Below are 21,007 nucleotides of genomic sequence, written 5' to 3'. Positions count from 1 at the left end.
CTATGTGCTGGATGGCAGCAATTCCAATCGGCATGGCCCTGGTTGGCGGCCTGATGCAAGCGAAGGGGGCCCAGGAAAGTGGCGCCTATCAGTCCGACTTGCTCGGGCAGAACGCCGCATTCAAACGGCGGGCAGCCGATGAAACCATTTTCGCCGGCGATACCAGCGCCGACTGGCAGCGTGTCCGGACAGGGCAGGCCGTGGGCACCCAGCGAACTGCTCAGGCAGGCAACGGCATCGACGTGAACAGCGGCAGTGCAGCCCAGCTGCAGGATGACACCGCGATGATCGGCGAGCTGGATGCCCTGACCATCCAGAACAACGCAGCCCGCGAGGCATACGGCTATCGCGTCCAGGCAGAGCAGGATCTGCAGAACGCCAAGCAGATCAAGAAAAACGCCAAGTCGGCAGCCATGGGCTCAATCCTGGGCGGGCTCGGCAGTGCGTTTGGGTCGTTTGCCGGCGGCGGTGGTGGTTTCGGAGGTGCCGGCGGCGCCGGTGCGGGAACGAGGGTTGCACAAGCTGGCGGCACTGGCCGCTTGAACTACAACCAGGCGCTGGTTTAAGGGGGAGATATGCCACGGGTTCCAACTTATGACACAGCCCAGGTCGAGCAGCAGCCGGGCCGGGCAATTCACCTGCAGGGTGTTGCGCCTGATACCTACTCGCCGATTGCTCAAGGTGTGCAGAGCTTTCAGCGCGGCGCGCAGATCATGGTCAACAGGGAGCGGGAGCGTGTCGACACCGCGGCGGTGATGGACGCCGACAACCAGCTGACCAAGTGGCAGCAGCAGGCCATGTTCGGAGAGCAGGGCGTCTATACCCGCAAGGGACAGAACGCCCTGAACATCACCAACCAGACGTTGGAGCAGTTCGAACAGGCCCAGCAGGAGGTCGCCAAGAGCCTGACCACTGACCAGCAGCGTGCGCGGTATGCGCAGATCGTGGCCAGCCGGCGTAACTCCATTTCCAACGACCTGAACCGGTACGAGTACAACGAGCGCCAGAGCTATTTCGGACAGGTCGAGCAGGGGCAGCTGGATACTTCGATGCAGGGGGCGGCCCTGGACTACCAGGACCCGGCGAAGGTTGCGGGATACCGGGCAAAGACTGACGCGGTGCTGGCCAGCAGGGCCGAGCGTCTCGGGTTGTCGCCGGAGGCCGCACAGGCCGAGCGTTTGAAGGTGAACAGCGGCATGTCCACTGCGGTGATTCAGCGAATGCTGATCGACTCGCCGCAGAAGGCAAAGGGGTTGTTTGAAGCCTACAAGGACACCATGACCGCCGAGGACCAGATCCGTGCCAGCAACGGCATCGATCAGGGGTTTCGCCGGCTTGAGGCCGAGGCCCGTCAACGGCAGATCGAGGCAAGGCAGTTGCAGGCCATCGCCCGGGTTGAGCTGTCGTCGCGGGTACAGGACGCCACGGCCGCCTATTCCCAGGGGCTGGACTTTTCAGACCCGCCGTCTAGGGCTGACTTCAATGCCGCCTATGGAAAGGAGCACGGTGCAAAAGAGTATGAGTCGTTTGCGAAGGTTCAGGCCGTGGCCCCCGCTATCCGGGAGTTCGCGACCGCGACCCCGGAAGAGCGTCAATCTATTCTCGACCGCTTCAACCCAGTCAAACGCAGCTCGGGCCCGCACTTCGGCGACCAGGCCGCCGGCATGCTTGAGCAGGGCAACATTGATCTGAACGCTCGACCCACTGTGAAAAGCGCCGACGGTTCTATCAGCACCGTGCGATCGATCTCCGCCAACTTCGACGGCCAGGAGGTCCTGATACCGACGGTCAGCGATGACGGCAAGATTCTGAGCGATGAAGACGCGATCAAAACCTACCAGCGCACCGGCAAGCACCTGGGCAAGTTCGATAGCCCAGAGGATGCAACCGCCTACGCCGAGTCGCTGCACGAACAGCAGGCCAAGCAGTACGGCGCGGCTACGGTGGGGAAAGGGTTCAAGCAGGACAACCAGCTCTACCAACACCTGACCAGCGTGGCGGTGGGGCTGATGAAGCAACAGCAAACCGACCCGGCTGCCTACGTCGCCAAGTACAGCCCGGCTGTGCAGCGGTCCTTCCAGGCCGCCCAGGAGCAGGGCACACCTGAGGCCTACAAAGCCTATGTCCAGGCTACGGTGGCCGAGCAGCAGAGGCTTGGCGTGGCCCAGCCGAAGCTGTTGCCAGACGCTGCTGCGGATCAACTGGCCGCCAATTTCGCCAACCAGGTGAACGGCGGTGAAAACGCTGCGGTCCTGATCGAGCAGCAGCAAGCGCTCTGGGGTAAAGACTTCGGGACTGTGCTGCAGCAGGTCGGGAAGAAGCTGCCGGCAGAGGCCCAGGTAATTGCTACCCAACTGCCGAAGGACCTCGCGGAACGGATGGCATCGGTGGCCAGGCTCAAGGACAGCGAGCTGGATGCAGGCTTGCAGAAAGGCCAGAAAGACGAGATCAGCCAATCGGTGCAGGACGAAATGCAACCCTTTGCAGCTTCCTTGCATGGCCAGGCCGGTGGGATCAATACCTTTAGCACCATGTACAAGGCAGCGGTACGGACCGCCACCTCCTACGTGCTGCAGGGAGATAAGCCCAAGGATGCCGCGCAGAAGGTCGTCAACGGCATGGTCAATGATAAGTATGACTTTTTCGGCACCTACCGGGTGCCTAAGACCCTCGACACTCAGGCGGTGAGCCGGGGGGCAACCAAGGCACTCGGGACGATCAAGCCCGACGACCTGATGATGCTACCGGGAATATCTGGCGTTACTGACAAGGACAATGCTGCGCAGCTGCATTCAGCTCTGCAAAGTTCCGGCGAGTGGGTTCCTACCAATGACGAAAGTGGTCTGGCACTGACCCTGAACGGGTATCGAGTACGCGACAAGGACGGCAAACCAATCGTCAGGACCTGGGCCGAGCTCCAGCAGCAAGGGCTGCAAGAGCCTGATAAGTACCGCGTCGCACCGATGGGGCTGATGCCATGACTATTTATGCAGGGGACGCGCCGGTACTCGACCGGCGCACGATGCTGGATATCCCCGCGGGTGCCGGGGAAGTGTTCGATGCCGCGTTTGGCGGGAACCTGTCAACCAACCCCACTACCTCGCTTTACCGAAGCGAAGAGTTGACCCAGCAGGTGGAAGGGCGGGCCATGGTCATGGGGCCAGAGTCCTACTTTGCCCCCGATGCCGGCCGGCTTGAGCCTGATTCCCCGCTGGTCGATGCAGACCAAGCAAGAGCTCGGGTCACCTCGGCGGGGCTTGATATCAAGATTCCTGATCAGGGCATTCGGCAGGGGGCCCTGGATATCCTGATAGACCGCCACCGTGAGCAGGCGGCCCGTCAGCAGGTCTTGGCCCGGGCGGGTGGTGGATCATTCGGGACGCAGCTTGCCGCCGGGCTGGCCGCATCCATTCTCGATCCGCTCAACATCGCGTCGGCGTTTGTGCCAGTGGTCGGCGAAGCACGCTATGCGGCAATGCTTGGGCGGGCTGCAACGCCGCTTGCCCGGGCAGGCGTGCGGGCGGGTGTTGGTGCGGTTGAGGGGGCTGTGGGGGCTGCAATCATTGAGCCTCTGCCCCTGATGGCCGCCAGCCTGGACCAAACGGAGTATGGCCTTTCCGACTCCCTGGCCAACATCGCGCTGGGTGGGATTCTCGGCGGCGGCCTGCATACCGTTGGCGGTGCTGTCTCCGATGCTCTGCGTCGGCGCATCGCCAGCGAACCCCCGGCCGTTGAGACAGTGCTGAATGCGGGAGAGCGCCAGGTGGGCCAGGGCCTGCCATCGGGCCAGTCGCTGCGGGCTGCTGACTTTCAAAGGCTATTCGACCAGGACCCGGAGACGGCGCTACGCAGCTCGATGGCCAGGCAGTTGGAGGCGGACCAGACAACGCTCGCCCGCGCAGCTCAGCGGCAGGCTATCGACGAGATCCGTCCGACGCTGGCAGGCGAGCGCGTGGGCAATGTCGCTGATTTGAGGCTTGAGGGCCTGGGCCTGACCCAGCGGGACATGGCCTTAAACGCCACCTTTCGGGACCGGGCAAAGGAATTTCAGGGCCCGCGGGTGAGCCGCAAGCAGGCCGAACGCCAGGCGCGTGACTCGATTGCCCTGGAGCGTGAGCAGATCCGCGCCCGCCAGGCCGAGATCAATACAGCGCTGGAGCGCAACCGTGCCGGCGAATTCGACCGGCGGGACCTCGGGCTGCTGGACCGCGGCGAGATACCCGACCGGCTGCGGCCGCAGATTGAAGCCCGGGCCAAGCAAATCATGGCGGGGTATCAGCAGCGGCCGCTTGGTGCAGCTGTCCGTACCGCTCGGGAAACGGCAGAGGATGCCGATTGGACGGTGCGCGACAGCGCACTGCGCACTGCGGTGGCCCAGGCTGTGAGTGGCCGGGATATCGACGTGCAGGCCCTGTTCGATCTGGAGGTGCCAAGCAAGGCGGCCTCGGCTCTGGAGTACGTGAAGCGCCCGGCACCCAGGCGCCTGGACCCGGAGGGCCGGGCCGAAAGCATGCGCGTCGACCAGCAGGGCAAGACCACTGGCCAGGACGACCTGGATTCAGCCCGCCTGGCGTTTGAAGAGGACGACGCGCTGGTGCGGGAAATGCTGGAGCAACTGCCCGAGCAGGATCGCGCCGCGGTGATCGCAGCGAGTCGCGAGGAAACCGCCGCTGCCCAGGCCCAGGCCGAACGCGCAGAACAATACTCCCATGCATACCGCGCTGCTGCTGTGTGCGACATAAGGAACGGACAATGAACCCTTGTATAGATGCGGTGCGCGCTGCCGCTGGAAAACTTGAGGACCAGGAAATTGCTGAAATCTTTGAGGTTCTGCGAGGGCGGGCCAAGGAGATCATGGCCCGGGAGGGCGCCCTGGGTATGGAGCAGGCCACGCTTCGCGCCGCTGACGAGCTGGGAAAGCAAGCCCGCCAGGCAGCTCTGATTGAGCGGCGCAATGCGCTGATCAACCTTCGGCGCCGTGGCGAGATCGTTTCTTTTGTGCGGAACAACTTTGCCGACCGGCCAGACCTGGGTATTGAGTCGCTGCTGGTGGGTACCAACCTGGCCCGTCAGGGATCCCGGCTGTCGGTCGCAGCTGAGCAGAAGTCGCTGGGGGATGCCTATATTGGTGGGCTGATCCACGACTTGGAGCGGGCGGACCTGACCGCCGTGCTGGCAAAGGGTAGCGCTGACGTCGATATCGCCGACGCACTCTGGCGCATTGGCAATGATCTGGACACATCAAAGCTCAATGACCAGGTCGTCGATATCGCACGGATCATCCAGCGCTACCAGGAGGCGGCGCGCATCGATGCGAACCGGGCCGGGGCGAGCATTGGCAAGATGCCGGGTTACATCGCTCGGCAGAGCCATGACAGCGAGAAGATCGGCGCGGCGGGCTTCGGTAAATGGGTGGAAGAGATCCGGCCGCGCCTCGATCCGCGCACCTTCGACGGTGTCAGCGACGAGGGCAAGTTCTTGCGCGGGGTGTTTGATGGCCTGGTTTCCGGGGATCACCTGAAATTCAATCCCGACGCCAAGCCCAACGGGTTCAAGGGGCCGGCCAACATTGCCAAGAAAATGAGCCAGGAGCGGGTGCTGCACTTTAAGGACGGGGTGGCGTGGCATGAGTACAACCAGCTCTATGGCACCGGCAACTTGCGCGAGGCAGTCCTGCGGGGCCTGGACCTGTCCGGGCAGAACACCGCGCTGATGCGCCGCCTGGGCACCAACCCTGAGGCCAACTTGAACATGGCCATGGACATTCTCAAGGAGGATTTGCGCAAGTCGGGTGATACCTCGGCACTGCAGAACTTCAATACCGCACGTAACACCATGATCGACAATCGGTTCAAGGAGGTCAGCGGCCAGACCCGAATCCCAGGGAACGCGACGCAAGCCCGCATCGCCGCCAACGTGCGGGCCTGGCAGTCAATGTCAAAGCTCGGCGGTGCGCTTCTGTCCAGTTTCAGCGACTTGCCGGTGGCGGCCAGTGAAATGCGCTACCAGGGCAAGAGCTTCCTCGGGTCGTTGGCTGAAATGGTCGGCGGTCTGGCCAAGGGGCGCGGCAGCCTGGAACAGCGCGAAATCCTATCGAGCTTCGGTGTTTATGCTGACTCGATGCGGGGGGAGATCATGCGGCGCTTCTCGGCCGATGACTCAATGGGGGGAAGGATGAGCCGCGGCATGGGCTTGTTCTTCAAGTTCAACGGGCTTTCCTGGTGGACTGACGCGAACAAGGCCAGCGCGGGTCTGATGATGGCCCACCACCTGGCGCAGAACAAAGGCCGGGCTTGGGGATCTATGGACGAGAGCCTGCGCCGAACGCTGAGCCTCTACGACATAGATGCAGGAAAGTGGGATTTGCTGCGGGGGATGGATAGCCGCATGGCCGACGGGCAGAACTACCTGACCGCCGACGGCATCGGCGACATTCCCGCGGAGCGAATCGGCGAATACCTGACCGCCCAGGGGCGCAAGGTTTCGGATTCAGCTATCCGTGAAACCCGCGAAGGCCTGGACCGAAGCCTGCGGGCATATGTGAACGACCGGGTCAGCTATGCCGTGCTGGAGCCCGACGCAAGAACGCGCTCGATTATGAACCAGGGCACCCAGCCGGGGACCATGATGGGCGACCTCAATCGGTTCCTGCTGCAGTTCAAGAGCTTTCCCGCAGCCTTCATGCAGAAGACCCTCGGCCGGGAGCTCTATGGTCGGGGGTATGCCCCGACCCCACTGGGGCAGAGCTTTCGCGGCGGCAGAGATCTTGCTGGGGTAGCGCTCAAGGGGTTGCTCGGCAAGGGTAACGGCGAAATGGCCGGCATCGCGCAGCTGCTGCTCTGGTCCACAGCATTCGGCTATCTGTCGATGGCGTCGAAAGACGTGTTCAAAGGACGGGAGCCGCGGCCGGCGGACGACCCTAAAACCTGGATCGCTGCAATGGTCCAGGGTGGGGGCTTCGGTATCTACGGGGATTTCATGTTCGGTGCGGCAAACCGGTTTGGAAACTCCGCTGCAGAAACGGCGGCTGGCCCGTCGTTCGGCACAGCGTTTGAGCTGATCAACCTATGGAACAGGGTACGCGAAGGCGACGACGCCGCATCCTCTGCGCTGCGCCTGGCCCAGAACAACACGCCATTCCTGAACCTTTTCTACAGCCGCATTGCCATGGACCACCTGTTCCTCTACTCGGTCCAGGAAGCCCTGAACCCTGGGTCATTGCGCAGGACCGAACAGCGAATCCAGAAAGAGAACGGCCAAGAGTTCTTGGTGCGGCCATCGCAGAGCTATGTCGATCCGCTTGGCATTGCGCGGTAACCTACCATCCATCTGACACGAAAGGATCTTAGGAGGGGCACAGTGAAAAGGATATGGATAGGCTTGTTGGTGGCGCTGGTGCTGACCGGGTGCGGGCACAAGCAGCTCGACTACACGCCAAAACCAGCACCAGGGATGGATCGGCAGCAGGCGGTCAGCATCGTGGAGCAGGTTTTCTATGAGGACTTCAGCAAGACCCGGCCGCAATCCGTGGTAGTTACTGATCAGTTTATTGCTCTGTCCGAAGGGCTTATTTCTAGGGGCGCTAGCTTTGGCAGTGCCGCCCCAGTTGGCACTGGAGCTATTGCTGTTGGCTCTTCCAGCGTATCAACCCGAGAGGTTGGCCAGCGCCTGTATTTCAACTCAATGGCCGTGATCAACGTTTATCAACGCCGAATGAAGTCGGGGCAGTATGCCGTAGTGATTCGCGGCTCTGATGGTGGTGAGTTGCGGATTATCAAAACCCGAAGCCTGGAAAAGGCCGAACGTTTTGCCGATGCGCTGGAGTACCTCAGGACGCGCAGATCCTGAGGCAATAAACCTAGAACCCGCTCAGGCGGGTTTTTTTTCGCCTGGATTTCAGGGCCCCGCCATGTGCGGGGCTTTTTATTGATAGCAGAAGGTGACCCACTATGACGGTTTCAACCACTGGCAGCAGCGCCCAGTTCTTCCCCAATGGCGCTACCACCCACTTTCCTTTCCGTTTCCGCTTCTTCCAGAACTCCGATTTAAAGGTCTTCTGGCAGGATCTGATGGGGAACATTGAGCTGTTGAAGCTGAACAGCGACTACGCGGTGCAGGGGGCAGGGGCCGAGGATGGCGGCGCCATCGACACAACTGGCGCGCCTCTGCCGAACGGCACCCTGGTGGTGGCCCGCGTGATGATCGCCACACAGCTGACCTCGTTCAGGAACCAGGGCGAGTTTTTTGCTGAGATCCACGAGGATGCATTCGATCGCCTGATCATGCTTGTTCAGCAGACGATCGATAACCAGGGCCGGGGGCTGACCATCTCGCCTACCGATCCGCTCGATATCAATCTGCAGCTGCCCAGCTCGGTAGCCCGGGCTGACAAGATCCTGGCTTTCGATGAACGGGGTCAGCCAATTGCCTCTAACTTGAGCCTGGAAACTCTGGAACAGCAGCCGGCCCTGGCATTGGAGTCAGCGGCCGCCGCGAGGGCCTCGGCGGATGCTGCTGCGGCGTCGAGCAACAGCGCCAGCGGATCGGCTTCAAGCGCGAATGCTTCGAAGATTGCAGCAGCAGGATCTGCAAGCGCAGCGGCTGGGTCGGCCCAGGCAGCCGCAGACGCGGGGCTTCAGTTGGGTATGTCGACCTGGGGCTACCGTGCCCAACCGTTCAAGGGCTTCGCTTTGGATGACGGCCAGGAGCTTGAGCGTGCACTGTATCCAGATTTTGCCGCTGCTCTGGATGCTGGCCTGCTCCCGGTCGTGTCCGAAGCTGTATGGCAATCAACCCCTTCTAAGCGGGCCTGCTTCGTTGCGCTATCGTCGGCCGGCAAGTTCCGGATGCGCGATCTTAATGGCGGGTCTGTCGGTACTTTTGGTGCAGCGTTCCAGCTCGGATCAAAGCCGCCGTATGGCCAGGAGCTGACGCGTGTAATGGCGCTCGACTATACAGGTGGGATACCTGCTGCTCTCGGCGCCTGGATGACGCGGCTATATGGCTTGATTACTCCACTGGGCTCTGCTGAGGCCTCATCCCTTGCAACCGCATATGCCTCGCTTGCGTCCCGCCTCAGTATTGTCGAAGGGAACCAGGCAGTTACCAGGCGATGGACAAGTGCTCCCATGTCACTTGCTGCGAGCTCGGAAACGGACATCACCCACAACATGGGTAAGAAGGCCATTAGCTTCCATTGGGAGTGGACTCTAAATGCGTCTGTCGGTGGCTGGCCGGTGGGAACGGTGCTTGTGATGGAAAACATCACGGAGACCAACTATTCCCGTGGCATCCAAGTGCTCAACAACGCGGTGAACTCATTCCGAATCAAGATCAACAGTTCAGGCGTTGCCGGTGTAATCCTCAACACTGCGGGAGCAAACGTCGTTCTCAACACATCACAGGCCTCTGCGACTGTAACAGTCATCGGGTGATCACTTGAGCCGGGGCGAATCGGCAGGATGCAGAAAAAGATAGGTCATTGATCGAGAAGGCAAAAAATGCGGGCGTCAGATTCGAAGCAGTGTAGAATCGCCGCCCGTTTGAAGCTATCGGTACTGGTCCAGCGTCACAGGATTAGTACAGCTATTAGTACGCTGGGTGGGATCACTATCGATCAGCCCTTGTGTGGCGGGAGTTTCCGGATCAGATTCGGTTCTCTTCGTCCGCACCAATAAAGTAGCTAGTTAATAGCAGATTACGGCGCAGCACCTGAAAAGGGCTGCGCCGTTTTCGTTTCTGGGTCCGGTATGTCCAGTGGTTCCGCAAATAATGGGGTGGCTGGGCTGGGCAATGGTTGGCCTTTGGTCGCCGGGTGCTCGGATCTTGGCTATTGGTTGGTGTTTGTCAGGGGTGCTCTGAGCGACTCCTTCTATATATAGAAGGGTTGGTGTAGAGGCTCTGGTTGGATTCGTAGTATTTGCTCTCATGGCGAGGCTCAACCCTTTGTCCTCGCCTTCACATTGTCGGCTGTTTTTTACCCGTTTTCAGTAGGGTGACTTCTTGAGTTTGACCCACTAGAATGCATGCCCTTGATTCTGGGGTCGGAAAACGGCCGGCTAACGTCTGTGCAACGAGGAATATCCATGCAAGTTTCTGTTGAAAATACTTCTGCTCTTGAGCGCCGCATGAGCATCACCGTGCCGGCTGAGCGCATCGAGAGCCAGGTCAACAAGCGTCTGCAGCAGACTGCCCAAAAGGCCAAAATTGCGGGCTTCCGTCCTGGCAAGGTTCCAATGAGCGTGATTCGTCAGCGTTATGAGGCTGATGCGCGTCAAGAAGCAGTAGGTGATGTGATCCAGGCTTCCTTCTATGAGGCCGTTGTTGAGCAGAAGCTGAACCCGGCTGGCGCTCCTTCGGTCGAGCCTAAGGTGCTGGAGAAGGGCAAGGATCTGGAATACGTTGCCACTTTCGAAGTTTTCCCAGAGTTCACGGTTGCCGGTTTCGAAAACATCGCTGTTGAGCGTCTGAGCGCTGACGTGGCTGATGCTGATCTGGACAACATGCTGGAAATCCTGCGTAAGCAGAATGTTCGCTTCGAAGTTGCTGATCGCGCTGCGCAGAACGATGATCAACTGAACATCGACTTTGTAGGTAAGGTTGACGGTGAAGCTTTCGCAGGCGGTTCGGCTAAAGGTACCCAGTTGGTACTGGGTTCCGGTCGCATGATCCCTGGCTTCGAAGACGGTCTGGTCGGCGCCAAGGCCGGTGAAGAGCGTGTTCTGAGCCTGACCTTCCCTGAGAACTATCAGAACCTGGATCTGGCCAACAAGGCTGCCGAGTTCACCGTGACTGTTAACAGCGTTTCCGAGCCTAAGCTGCCAGAGCTGACTGAAGAGTTCTTCGCTCAATTCGGTATCAAGGAAGCCGGTTTGGAAGGTTTCCGTGCCGAAGTTCGCAAGAACATGGAGCGCGAACTGCGCCAGGCCATCAAGTCCAAGGTGAAGAATCAGGTTATGGACGGTCTGCTGGCCTCCAACCCGATCGAAGTGCCGAAGGCACTGCTGGAAAACGAAGTTAACCGTCTGCGCGTTCAGGCTGTCCAGCAATTCGGTGGCAACATCAAGCCGGACCAACTGCCTGCCGAGCTGTTCGAAGAGCAAGCCAAGCGCCGCGTAGTGCTGGGCCTGATCGTTGCTGAAGTTGTTAAGCAATTCGATCTGAAGCCTGATGAAGACCGTGTTCGCGAGCTGATCCAGGAAATGGCTTCGGCTTACCAAGAGCCTGAGCAGGTCGTGTCCTGGTACTACAAGAACGAGCAGCAATTGAACGAAGTCCGTTCGGTTGTGCTGGAAGAACAAGTTGTGGATACTGTTCTGCAGAAAGCTAGCGTGACCGACAAATCGGTCTCTTACGAAGAAGCGGTCAAGCCGGTAGAAGCACCTCAAGCCGACTGATTTTCTTCTCGTTCGAAGCACACACCATAAGCCAGCCTTCGCGCTGGCTTATGCGTATTCAAGACGTGACTATTTGGGAGTGACTGCAGAGCATGTTCCGTAATTCGTATATTCAGCAGAACTCTGATATCCAGGCCGCAGGCGGTCTGGTCCCGATGGTTGTCGAGCAGTCTGCTCGTGGCGAGCGCGCCTACGACATCTACTCGCGCCTCCTCAAGGAGCGAGTGATCTTCCTGGTAGGTCCCGTAGAAGACTACATGGCCAACCTGATCTGTGCGCAACTGCTATTCCTTGAAGCGGAAAACCCGGACAAGGACATCCATCTCTATATCAACTCCCCGGGCGGCTCGGTGACGGCTGGCATGTCGATCTACGACACCATGCAGTTCATCAAGCCTAACGTTTCAACCACCTGTATTGGTCAGGCATGCAGCATGGGCGCGTTCTTGCTGACGGCCGGTGCCCCTGGCAAGCGTTTCTGCCTGCCAAACTCCCGAGTGATGATTCACCAGCCACTGGGCGGTTTCCAAGGCCAAGCGTCGGATATCGAAATCCATGCCAAGGAAATCCTCTTCATCCGTGAGCGTCTTAACACGCTGATGGCCAAGCATAGCGGGCGTACTCTGGAAGAAATTGAGCGCGATACCAATCGCGATAACTTCATGAGCGCCGAAGCAGCGCGTGAGTACGGGTTGATCGATGAAGTAATCAACCAGCGCCCCGCTTAAAATAAGCAGCTCAAAATAGGCTTGGTCAGTTGTTCTGATCAGTGGCGGGCTTGAAAAAGCCCGCAATAGCCTTCATCTTGTGTTGCAAGCCTATCGGATTTGGATCGAACGAATGACTGACACCCGCAACGGCGAGGACAACGGCAAACTGCTTTATTGCTCCTTCTGTGGCAAAAGCCAGCATGAAGTACGCAAATTGATTGCCGGCCCCTCGGTCTTTATCTGCGACGAGTGCGTCGACTTGTGCAATGACATCATCCGTGAGGAGGTGCAGGAAGCACAGGCCGAGAGCAGCGCGCATAAATTGCCTTCGCCTAAAGAAATCAGCGGCATCCTTGATCAATACGTGATTGGTCAGGAGCGTGCAAAAAAGGTTCTGGCGGTAGCGGTGTACAACCACTACAAGCGTCTGAACCAGCGTGACAAGAAGAGTGACGACGTCGAACTTGGCAAGAGCAACATCTTGCTGATCGGCCCTACAGGTTCGGGTAAGACGCTGTTGGCGGAAACCCTGGCTCGTCTGTTGAATGTACCGTTCACTATCGCCGACGCAACCACCCTGACCGAAGCCGGTTATGTGGGGGAGGACGTCGAGAACATCATTCAGAAGTTGCTGCAGAAGTGCGACTACGACGTAGAGAAAGCCCAGATGGGCATTGTCTATATCGATGAGATTGACAAGATCTCCCGCAAGTCTGACAACCCTTCGATCACCCGGGACGTTTCCGGGGAAGGTGTTCAGCAAGCCCTGTTGAAGCTAATTGAAGGCACGGTTGCCTCCGTTCCGCCGCAAGGTGGTCGCAAGCACCCGCAGCAGGAATTTCTGCAAGTCGATACTCGCAACATCCTGTTCATCTGTGGTGGCGCGTTCTCCGGGCTGGAAAAGGTTATTCAAAACCGCTCCACCCGTGGCGGCATTGGTTTCAATGCCGAGGTGCGCAGCAAGGAAGAGGGCAAGAAAGTTGGTGAGTCCCTGCGTGAAGTCGAACCTGATGACTTGGTCAAGTTTGGTCTGATCCCGGAATTCGTCGGCCGTCTGCCGGTTCTTGCAACCCTTGATGAGTTGGACGAAGCAGCGTTGATTCAGATCCTCACTGAACCGAAGAATGCCTTGACCAAGCAGTACGCCAAGTTGTTCGAGATGGAAGGTGTCGACCTGGAGTTCCGTACCGACGCCCTGAAGTCGGTCGCCAAACGCGCACTTGAACGCAAGACAGGCGCTCGTGGCCTGCGTTCGATTCTCGAAGGTGTTCTGCTCGACACTATGTATGAGATCCCCTCGCAATCCGAGGTGAGTAAAGTAGTGATCGACGAAAGCGTTATTGAAGGTAAGTCCCAGCCACTGTACATCTATGAAAACAGTGAGCCGACGGCCAAGGCGGCGCCAGACGCGTAAGCGTTGCGCTGTTGGATTGAAAGAAGGGGCCTTCGGGCCCCTTTGCTTTTAGCGTCTTAAAGTGCTGTCTTTAAGCTTGTTTTTTTTACAGGCAGCCCCCATCTTGGTTTCAAGCTTACTTCCATCTGTTTACGGCCGTACGGCCGCCGTAGAGGCGAAATCATGAAGACAACCATCGAATTGCCTCTCCTGCCATTGCGTGATGTTGTGGTTTATCCGCACATGGTTATCCCGCTGTTTGTGGGGCGCGAGAAGTCTATCGAAGCCCTTGAGGCAGCGATGACGGGCGACAAGCAGATTCTCTTGCTGGCACAGAGAAACCCTGCTGATGACGATCCCGGTGAAGATGCACTCTATCGCGTAGGTACCATTGCGACTGTCTTGCAGTTGCTCAAGCTGCCTGACGGCACCGTCAAGGTGTTGGTTGAAGGTGAACAGCGCGGTGCTGTAGAGCGCTTCAGCGAAGTTGATGGCCATTGCCGCGCAGAAGTCTCCCTGATTGATGAAGTGGATGCTCCTGATCGTGAGTCGGAAGTGTTCGTTCGTAGCTTGCTGTCCCAGTTCGAACAATATGTGCAACTGGGCAAGAAAGTTCCTGCCGAGGTGTTGTCCTCCCTCAACAGCATCGACGAGCCAAGCCGCCTGGTGGATACCATGGCCGCGCATATGGCGTTGAAGATCGAGCAGAAGCAGGAAATCCTCGAGATCATCGATTTGTCTGCTCGGGTCGAGCATGTCCTGGCATTGCTGGATGCCGAGATCGATCTGCTGCAGGTGGAAAAACGCATTCGTGGCCGCGTCAAAAAGCAAATGGAACGCAGCCAGCGCGAGTACTACCTGAATGAGCAGATGAAGGCCATTCAGAAAGAGCTGGGCGATGGTGACGAAGGTCACAATGAAATCGAAGAGCTGAAGAAGCGCATCGATGCCGCCGGCTTGCCAAAAGACGCCATGACCAAGGCTCAGGCCGAGCTCAACAAGCTCAAGCAGATGTCGCCGATGTCTGCCGAGGCGACTGTGGTTCGCTCCTATATCGATTGGCTGGTTCAGGTGCCTTGGAAGGCCCAGAGCAAGGTGCGTCTCGACCTGGCCCGCGCCGAAGATATTCTCGATGCCGACCACTATGGTCTGGAAGAGGTCAAAGAGCGGATTCTCGAATACCTCGCCGTACAAAAGCGCGTTAAGAAGATTCGTGGTCCGGTGTTGTGCCTCGTTGGTCCTCCTGGGGTGGGTAAGACCTCCCTTGCAGAGTCGATCGCCAACGCGACCAACCGTAAGTTTGTGCGTATGGCTCTGGGTGGCGTACGTGATGAAGCGGAAATCCGTGGGCATCGTCGGACTTACATCGGTTCGATGCCAGGAAGATTGATTCAAAAGATGACAAAGGTTGGCGTTCGCAACCCACTGTTCCTGCTCGATGAAATCGACAAGATGGGCAGTGATATGCGCGGTGATCCGGCGTCGGCGTTGCTGGAGGTCCTGGACCCTGAGCAGAACCACAACTTCAACGATCACTATCTGGAAGTCGATTACGACCTCTCTGATGTGATGTTCCTTTGCACCTCCAACTCGATGAATATTCCTCCAGCGTTGCTGGACCGGATGGAGGTGATTCGTCTGCCGGGCTACACCGAGGACGAGAAGATCAACATCGCGGTCAAGTACCTGTCGCCCAAGCAGATTCAGGCCAACGGGCTGAAGAAAGGCGAGCTGGAATTCGACCCTGATGCGATTCGCGACATCATCCGCTACTACACCCGCGAAGCCGGTGTACGGGGCCTGGAGCGTCAGATTGCAAAGGTTTGCCGCAAGGCGGTGAAAGAGCATGCGATGGAAAAGCGCTTCTCGGTGAAGGTCACTTCCGACCTGCTGGAGCACTTCCTGGGTGTGCGTAAATTCCGCTACGGTCTGGCTGAGCAGCAGGATCAGATCGGTCAGGTGACCGGTCTGGCCTGGACTCAGGTAGGTGGTGAGTTGCTGACGATCGAAGCCGCTGTGGTTCCAGGCAAGGGCCAGTTGATCAAGACCGGTTCCCTCGGAGATGTCATGGTCGAGTCGATCACTGCGGCGCTGACCGTGGTCCGCAGTCGTGCCAAGAGCTTGGGCATCCCCCTGGACTTCCACGAGAAGCGCGACACCCACATCCACATGCCTGAAGGGGCCACCCCTAAAGACGGTCCTAGCGCGGGCATAGGCATGTGCACGGCGTTGGTTTCAGCGCTGACCGGCATTCCGGTGCGGGCTGATGTGGCGATGACGGGGGAAATCACCTTGCGTGGTCAGGTATTGGCCATCGGCGGGCTGAAAGAGAAATTACTCGCAGCTCATCGGGGTGGAATCAAGACGGTGATCATTCCTGAAGAGAATGTTCGCGATTTGAAAGAAATTCCTGACAATATCAAGCAGGATCTGCAGATTAAACCAGTTAAATGGATTGACGAAGTCCTGCAAATTGCGCTGCAATACGCGCCGGAGCCCTTGCCGGATGTGGCTCCCGAGATAGTTGCAAAGGACGAAAAACGCGAGTCTGACTCTAAGGAAAGAATTAGCACGCATTAGTACGCATTAGCCTGGGGGGCTTCCTTGACAGCTTTTTAGAGCCCTTGTTATAAAGCGGCTCTTAAGTGTCTGTAGGCCATTCAGCACTCGTTTTTGCTTTCACCAAAAAACTTAGAATCATACTCATAGATATATAAGGGGACTTAGAGTGAACAAGTCGGAACTGATTGATGCTATCGCTGCATCTGCTGATCTCCCGAAAGCTGCTGCTGGCCGTGCGCTGGACGCAGTAATCGAATCCGTTACTGGCGCTCTGAAGGCCGGTGACTCTGTTGTTCTGGTTGGTTTCGGTACTTTCTCCGTAACTGATCGTCCAGCTCGTATCGGTCGTAACCCACAGACCGGTAAGACTCTGGAAATCGCTGCCGCTAAAAAGCCAGGTTTCAAAGCCGGTAAAGCACTGAAAGAAGCCGTAAACTAAGTTTCTTCAGGGTCTTTGCCCATCCGGGTCGGGGTCATGCCTGATCTGGCAGCGGGGCGCCAGTAGGCCGGTGCATCACCGGCCAACGCCGAGGGTCGCAGGTTCAGCTCTCGTCCGCTCCGCCAGTTACGAGAAGGCGCATCCTCGGATGCGCCTTTCTTCTATCCGGACTCTACCCACGCTCCACGGTTGCTTAAATTGAAGTACAGCCGTTTCTGGGGGACGCATGCTGCAGAATATCAGGGACAATTCACAAGGCTGGATTGCCAAAACCATCATCGGGGTCATCGTCGCACTGCTGGCGTTGACCGGTTTCGATGCCATTTTCAAGGCCACTACCCATAACCAGGACGCGGCCAAGGTCAACGGCGAGGAAATCACTCAGAACGAGTTGAGCCAGGCCGTCGACATGCAACGTCGTCAACTGATGCAACAGTTGGGCAAAGACTTCGATGCCTCCCTGCTGGATGAGAAGATGCTGCGCGAAGCCGCTCTGAAAGGGCTGATCGACCGCAAGCTGTTGCTGCAAGGTGCACAGGATTCCAAGTTTGCCTTCTCCGAAGGCGCGCTGGACCAGGTGATCCTGCAGACGCCGGAGTTCCAGGTTGAAGGCAAATTCAGCCCTGAGCGTTTCGATCAAGTGATTCGTCAGCTGGGCTACACCCGTCTGCAATTCCGTCAGATGCTGGCTCAGGAAATGCTGATCGGCCAAGTGCGTGCCGGTCTGGCGGGCAGTGGTTTCGTCACCGACGCTCAGGTACTGGCGTTCGCTCGTCTGGAAAAACAGACCCGTGATTTCGCTTCGCTGAGCATCAAGGCCGATCCGGCAGCGGTCAAACTGACCGATGACGAGGTCAAGGCCTACTACGATCAGCACGCCAAGGAGTTCATGACTCCCGACCAAGTGGTGATTGATTACATCGAGCTGAAGAAGGCCGCCTTCTTTGATCAGGTCAGTGTCAAGGACGAGGACCTGCAAGCGCTGTATCAGAAAGAAATTGCCAACCTGTCCGAGCAGCGTCGTGCCGCGCACATCCTGATCGAAGTCAACGATAAGGTGAACGAGGCTCAGGCCAAGGCCAAGATCGAAGAGATCCAGGCCCGTCTGGCCAAGGGCGAAAGCTTCGAGGCACTGGCCAAGGAGTTCTCCCAGGATCCAGGCTCGGCCAATAACGGTGGTGACTTGGGCTATGCCGGTCCAGGTGTTTATGACCCAACCTTCGAGAAGGCGCTGTATGCGCTGAACAAGGATCAGGTCTCGGCACCGGTGCGTACTGACTTCGGATACCACCTGATCAAACTGTTGGGTATCGAAGCTCCGGAAGTACCGAGCTTTGCCAGTCTCAAGGACAAGCTGACCCGCGACCTGAAAACTCAGCAGGTCGAGCAGCGTTTTGTCGAGGCGACCAAGCAGTTGGAGGACTCGTCGTTCGAGGCCTCCGATCTGGCACAACCGGCTCAGGACCTGAAGCTGACTGTTCACACCTCCGCGCCATTTGGTCGTGAGGGTGGCGACGGCATCGCCGCCAACCGTGCAGTGGTGCAAGCCGCGTTCAGCACTGAAGTCCTCGACGAGGGTGCCAACAGCACCGCCATTGAACTGGACCCGGAAACTGTCGTGGTGCTGCGTGCCAAAGAGCACCGCAAGCCTGAGCAGCTGCCGCTGGAAAGCGTCGCCAGCGCCATTCGCACGCAATTGGCCAAGGAGCACGCCAGTGCTGCAGCCAAGACCAAGGCTGAAGAGTTGATTGCCAGCCTGCGTGATGGCAAGACCGCGCTGAACAAGCCGGTTGATGGCCAGAACTGGAAAGTCGCACAAGCTGTGACCCGTGGTCAGGACGGTATCGACCCGGCTGTTCTGCAGGCGTTGTTCCGCATGAACAAGCCGGAGTCCAAGGACAAGCCGACCTTCACCAGCGTGACCCTGCCTAACGGCAATCTGCTGGTGCTGCAGCTCAATGGCGTCAATGAAGCCGCTGCGCCGACCGAGGAAGAGAAGGCTCAATACCGTCGCTTCCTGGCCTCGCGTGTAGGGCAGCAAGACTTTGCCGCCTACCGCAAGCAGTTGGAGAACCAGGCGGACATCAAGCGTTACTAATGCCTGAACCGCAGTGTTGAAAAGACCCCGGCCGAAACGCCGGGGTCTTTTTTTGCATTGCTGGTTGCATCGGCCCCTGGCCAGGGGGCGTCGGCAGCCTGGTGCGCAGGGCCTCAGTAGCTGGAAGGGAAACCCTGGCGCCTGGCACAGGACGCCACCAGCAAGGTCATCAGCAACAAGACCCCAACGACCCAGGGGAAGGTGGCCACGCCCGGTCCCTGCAGTAGCAGGGCGCCGGCCAGGCCACCTCCGGCGATGGCCAGGTTCCACAGAGTGACCAGCATCGATTGCGCCGTGTCGGCATGATCGCCGGCAGTCTTGGCCAGCGCGGTCTGTAGCAGGGTGGCCATGCCACCGAAAGACAATCCCCAGATCGCTGTCGCGGCATAGGTTGCCATCGGCCACTGGCTGAGGAACCCCAACAGCAGCGCTGCCGCCATGAACAGCAGGCAGCTGAGCAGCACCAGTCGACGCAACCAGCGGTCAATCAGCAGACCGACGATCCAGATACTCAGCAGCGCCGCTAGGCCGAACACCAGCAAGATTTGTTCGATCTGTCCGGCAAGTCCCAGGGGCTGGAGAAAGGGGGCGATGTAGGTGTAGAGAATGTTGTGCCCCAGCACATAGGCAAAGGTCACGAACAGCACTGGCTTGATCCCTGGCAGGGCCAGGACTCGACGTGGCGACAAGCGTTTCTGCGCACGCAGACCGGGGAAGTCGGGCACCTGCGCAAGCACCCAGCCTATCAGGCCCAGGGTCAGCAGCGTCATGACTGCAAAGCTCATGCGCCAGCCCACCAGATTGCCCAGCCAGGTTCCGGCGGGCATTCCCACTGACAGAGCCACCGGCGCGCCGAGCATGGCCAGCGTGATTGCCCGGCCCTGCAAGTGGGGCGCCACCATGCGGCTGGCATATCCGGCCAGCAAGGCCCAGAGCAGGCCGGCAAAGACCCCGGCGAAGAAGCGTGCCACCAGGATCAGGTTGTAGTCACTGGAGAGGGCAGTAACGCTATTGACCACGGCAAAGCCGGCAATGGCGAGCAACAGTAAGGGGCGCCGCCGCCAACCCTGGGTGAGGATGATCAGCGGAATGGCGGCCAGTAGCGATCCCAGGGCATAGAAGGTCACTAGCTGGCCAATCAGTGCGGGGGAGACGCCAAGGTTGGCACTCATTTGTGGGAGTAGGCCGGCCGGCAGAGTCTCGGTCATCAGGGTAATGAAACCGGCACTGGCGAGAGCCAGCAGGCCGCCGACAGGCAGGCGTTCGCGGGTCTCGACGGGCGCTTGTAACAGTTCGCAGGTATTGGCGGAGTTGCTCATGGTCGGGCACCGTTGCGCAGGGGCAGAAATGAAGCTCACAGGGTAGGGCTCTGCGCATGGCGGAAAAATAGGCTAAGGTTCCGAACTTATCGGACATAGAAGTCCTTAATTGCAGGAGGACAGAATGGACTGGCTGGGCAGTATTCCGGTGTTCATGCAGGTGGCCGAGACGCGTAGCTTTACCGAAGCAGGGCGTCTATTGGGAGTGTCTTCCTCAGCCGTGGGCAAGAGCATCGCGCGGCTGGAGGAGCGTCTGGAGACACGCCTGTTCCACCGCACCACCCGCAGTATCAGCCTGACCGCGGAGGGGGCCGGGCTCCTCGAACGCTGCCGCCGGATAGCCACCGAAGCGGAGGCCGCAGAGTTTCAGCTGTGCGATTCCTCCAGTGCGCCCGTAGGCAAGTTGCGAATCAGTGCTCCCCAAGTTCACGGACTGTTGATGCCGGTGCTGGCGGAGTTCATGCAGCGTTATCCGCAGATCGAGCTGGACGTCGACCTTTCCGATCGCATGGTGGATGTGGTGGAGGAGGGGTTTGATCTGGTGGTGCGCACGGGCAATCCCAAGGACTCCCGGCTTCTGGCCCGACAATTGGGGCGCTTTCGCATGGTGCTGGTGGGCAGTCCCGAATATTTCCAGCAGCGGGGCTTGCCGCAGTCTCCCCAGGAACTGCGCGAGCACGCCTGCCTGCGGCACACCTTTCACCACACCGGAAAACTTGAGCCGTGGCCGTTCAGGCCCCAGGCCCACGTGCCTGAACCGCTGCTGCCGACCCGTTTGACCAGCAGCTCCATCGAGGCCGTGGAACACGCCGCCCGCAGCGGCCTGGGTATCGCCTGTCTGCCGGATTTCATGGTGCAGGCGGCGGTCCGCCGGGGAGCGTTGCAGACCGTGCTCGACGAGTACCTGGAACACAACGGCACGTTCTGGGTGCTGTGGCCATCGAGCCGGCACGCGGCGGCGAAGCTGCGGGTGTTGATCGAGCACTTGAGCGAGCGACTTTTTCCGGCAAACAGCGGTCAGTAAACTTGTGTGAAATTTAAGACACCAATTACCTGCGCGGTGCGGCGTTGATCTGTTGCACAATATGCG

At 58.9% G+C, this 21,007-nt stretch carries 14 protein-coding genes; 13 read left to right on the top strand and 1 reads right to left on the bottom strand.

Annotation, left to right across the window (positions count from 1 at the left end; all coding sequences use genetic code 11):
- Positions 1 to 2: 2 nt before the first annotated feature.
- The 12 genes from FW796_RS18915 (at position 3) to FW796_RS18860 (ending at position 18,598) form a co-directional block, all read left to right on the top strand.
- Complete coding sequence (locus tag FW796_RS18915; RefSeq protein WP_446439764.1) at positions 3 to 566, top strand: virion core protein, T7 gp14 family; 564 nt, start codon at positions 3 to 5, stop codon at positions 564 to 566.
- Between the two features lie 9 nt (positions 567 to 575).
- Positions 576 to 2,981, top strand: a complete 2,406-nt coding sequence (locus FW796_RS18910) for a hypothetical protein (protein WP_446439763.1) — start codon at positions 576 to 578, stop codon at positions 2,979 to 2,981.
- The gene (locus FW796_RS18905) at positions 2,978 to 4,756 is read left to right on the top strand and encodes a hypothetical protein (RefSeq protein ID WP_446439762.1); all 1,779 of its coding nucleotides are present in this window, start codon (positions 2,978 to 2,980) and stop codon (positions 4,754 to 4,756) included. The genes FW796_RS18910 and FW796_RS18905 overlap by 4 nt, the downstream gene beginning before the upstream one ends.
- Positions 4,753 to 7,317: a hypothetical protein gene (locus tag FW796_RS18900; protein WP_446439761.1), complete on the top strand. Its 2,565-nt coding sequence runs from the start codon at positions 4,753 to 4,755 to the stop codon at positions 7,315 to 7,317. The genes FW796_RS18905 and FW796_RS18900 overlap by 4 nt, the downstream gene beginning before the upstream one ends.
- Before the next feature lie 42 nt (positions 7,318 to 7,359).
- Positions 7,360 to 7,848 (top strand): hypothetical protein, encoded by a 489-nt coding sequence (locus FW796_RS18895; protein WP_446439760.1) that lies wholly within the window; start codon positions 7,360 to 7,362, stop codon positions 7,846 to 7,848.
- Positions 7,849 to 7,949: 101 nt separating this feature from the next.
- On the top strand, positions 7,950 to 9,434 hold the full coding sequence (locus tag FW796_RS18890) for a hypothetical protein (protein WP_446439759.1): 1,485 nt from the start codon (positions 7,950 to 7,952) through the stop codon (positions 9,432 to 9,434).
- A gap of 651 nt (positions 9,435 to 10,085) precedes the next feature.
- Positions 10,086 to 11,396: a trigger factor gene (gene tig, locus FW796_RS18885; RefSeq protein ID WP_346635147.1), complete on the top strand. Its 1,311-nt coding sequence runs from the start codon at positions 10,086 to 10,088 to the stop codon at positions 11,394 to 11,396.
- 92 nt (positions 11,397 to 11,488) lie between these two features.
- Entirely contained in the window at positions 11,489 to 12,124 is a 636-nt protein-coding gene (clpP, locus tag FW796_RS18880; protein ID WP_011062274.1) for an ATP-dependent Clp endopeptidase proteolytic subunit ClpP, read from the top strand.
- 112 nt (positions 12,125 to 12,236) lie between these two features.
- Positions 12,237 to 13,520, top strand: a complete 1,284-nt coding sequence (clpX, locus tag FW796_RS18875; protein WP_102864651.1) for an ATP-dependent Clp protease ATP-binding subunit ClpX — start codon at positions 12,237 to 12,239, stop codon at positions 13,518 to 13,520.
- Between the two features lie 162 nt (positions 13,521 to 13,682).
- Positions 13,683 to 16,079: an endopeptidase La gene (gene lon / locus FW796_RS18870; RefSeq protein WP_102864652.1), complete on the top strand. Its 2,397-nt coding sequence runs from the start codon at positions 13,683 to 13,685 to the stop codon at positions 16,077 to 16,079.
- Positions 16,080 to 16,227: 148 nt separating this feature from the next.
- A complete protein-coding gene (locus FW796_RS18865; RefSeq protein ID WP_011062271.1) occupies positions 16,228 to 16,500 on the top strand; it encodes an HU family DNA-binding protein in 273 nt (90 codons plus the stop codon).
- 226 nt (positions 16,501 to 16,726) lie between these two features.
- The gene (locus tag FW796_RS18860) at positions 16,727 to 18,598 is read left to right on the top strand and encodes a SurA N-terminal domain-containing protein (protein ID WP_346635146.1); all 1,872 of its coding nucleotides are present in this window, start codon (positions 16,727 to 16,729) and stop codon (positions 18,596 to 18,598) included.
- A 113-nt stretch (positions 18,599 to 18,711) separates the two neighbouring features.
- On the opposite strand, the gene FW796_RS18855 is transcribed toward FW796_RS18860, so the two are convergent.
- Positions 18,712 to 19,917 carry an MFS transporter gene (locus FW796_RS18855; RefSeq protein WP_404937333.1) on the bottom strand — a complete coding sequence of 402 codons (1,206 nt, stop codon included), beginning with the start codon at positions 19,915 to 19,917 and terminating at the stop codon, positions 18,712 to 18,714.
- A 124-nt stretch (positions 19,918 to 20,041) separates the two neighbouring features.
- Between FW796_RS18855 and FW796_RS18850 the strand changes: the two genes are divergently transcribed.
- On the top strand, positions 20,042 to 20,941 hold the full coding sequence (locus tag FW796_RS18850; RefSeq protein WP_346635144.1) for a LysR family transcriptional regulator: 900 nt from the start codon (positions 20,042 to 20,044) through the stop codon (positions 20,939 to 20,941).
- Positions 20,942 to 21,007: the final 66 nt, after the last annotated feature.

Source organism: Pseudomonas sp. 910_21 (assembly GCF_052850735.1).
The sequence above is the reverse complement of the archived record's forward strand: the minus strand, read 5'-3'. Positions and strand labels throughout refer to the sequence as shown.

Bases quoted from the DNA above. Each gene is read 5' to 3' on its own strand.
- FW796_RS18890 (WP_446439759.1), top strand. From the start codon at position 7,950: ATGACGGTTTCAACCACTGGCAGCAGCGCCCAGTTCTTCCCCAATGGC.
- FW796_RS18850 (WP_346635144.1), top strand. From the start codon at position 20,042: ATGGACTGGCTGGGCAGTATTCCGGTGTTCATGCAGGTGGCCGAGACG.
- clpX (WP_102864651.1), top strand. From the start codon at position 12,237: ATGACTGACACCCGCAACGGCGAGGACAACGGCAAACTGCTTTATTGC.
- lon (WP_102864652.1), top strand. From the start codon at position 13,683: ATGAAGACAACCATCGAATTGCCTCTCCTGCCATTGCGTGATGTTGTG.
- FW796_RS18915 (WP_446439764.1), top strand. From the start codon at position 3: ATGTGCTGGATGGCAGCAATTCCAATCGGCATGGCCCTGGTTGGCGGC.
- FW796_RS18860 (WP_346635146.1), top strand. From the start codon at position 16,727: ATGCTGCAGAATATCAGGGACAATTCACAAGGCTGGATTGCCAAAACC.
- tig (WP_346635147.1), top strand. From the start codon at position 10,086: ATGCAAGTTTCTGTTGAAAATACTTCTGCTCTTGAGCGCCGCATGAGC.
- clpP (WP_011062274.1), top strand. From the start codon at position 11,489: ATGTTCCGTAATTCGTATATTCAGCAGAACTCTGATATCCAGGCCGCA.
- FW796_RS18905 (WP_446439762.1), top strand. From the start codon at position 2,978: ATGACTATTTATGCAGGGGACGCGCCGGTACTCGACCGGCGCACGATG.
- FW796_RS18855 (WP_404937333.1), bottom strand. From the start codon at position 19,917: ATGAGCAACTCCGCCAATACCTGCGAACTGTTACAAGCGCCCGTCGAG.
- FW796_RS18910 (WP_446439763.1), top strand. From the start codon at position 576: ATGCCACGGGTTCCAACTTATGACACAGCCCAGGTCGAGCAGCAGCCG.
- FW796_RS18900 (WP_446439761.1), top strand. From the start codon at position 4,753: ATGAACCCTTGTATAGATGCGGTGCGCGCTGCCGCTGGAAAACTTGAG.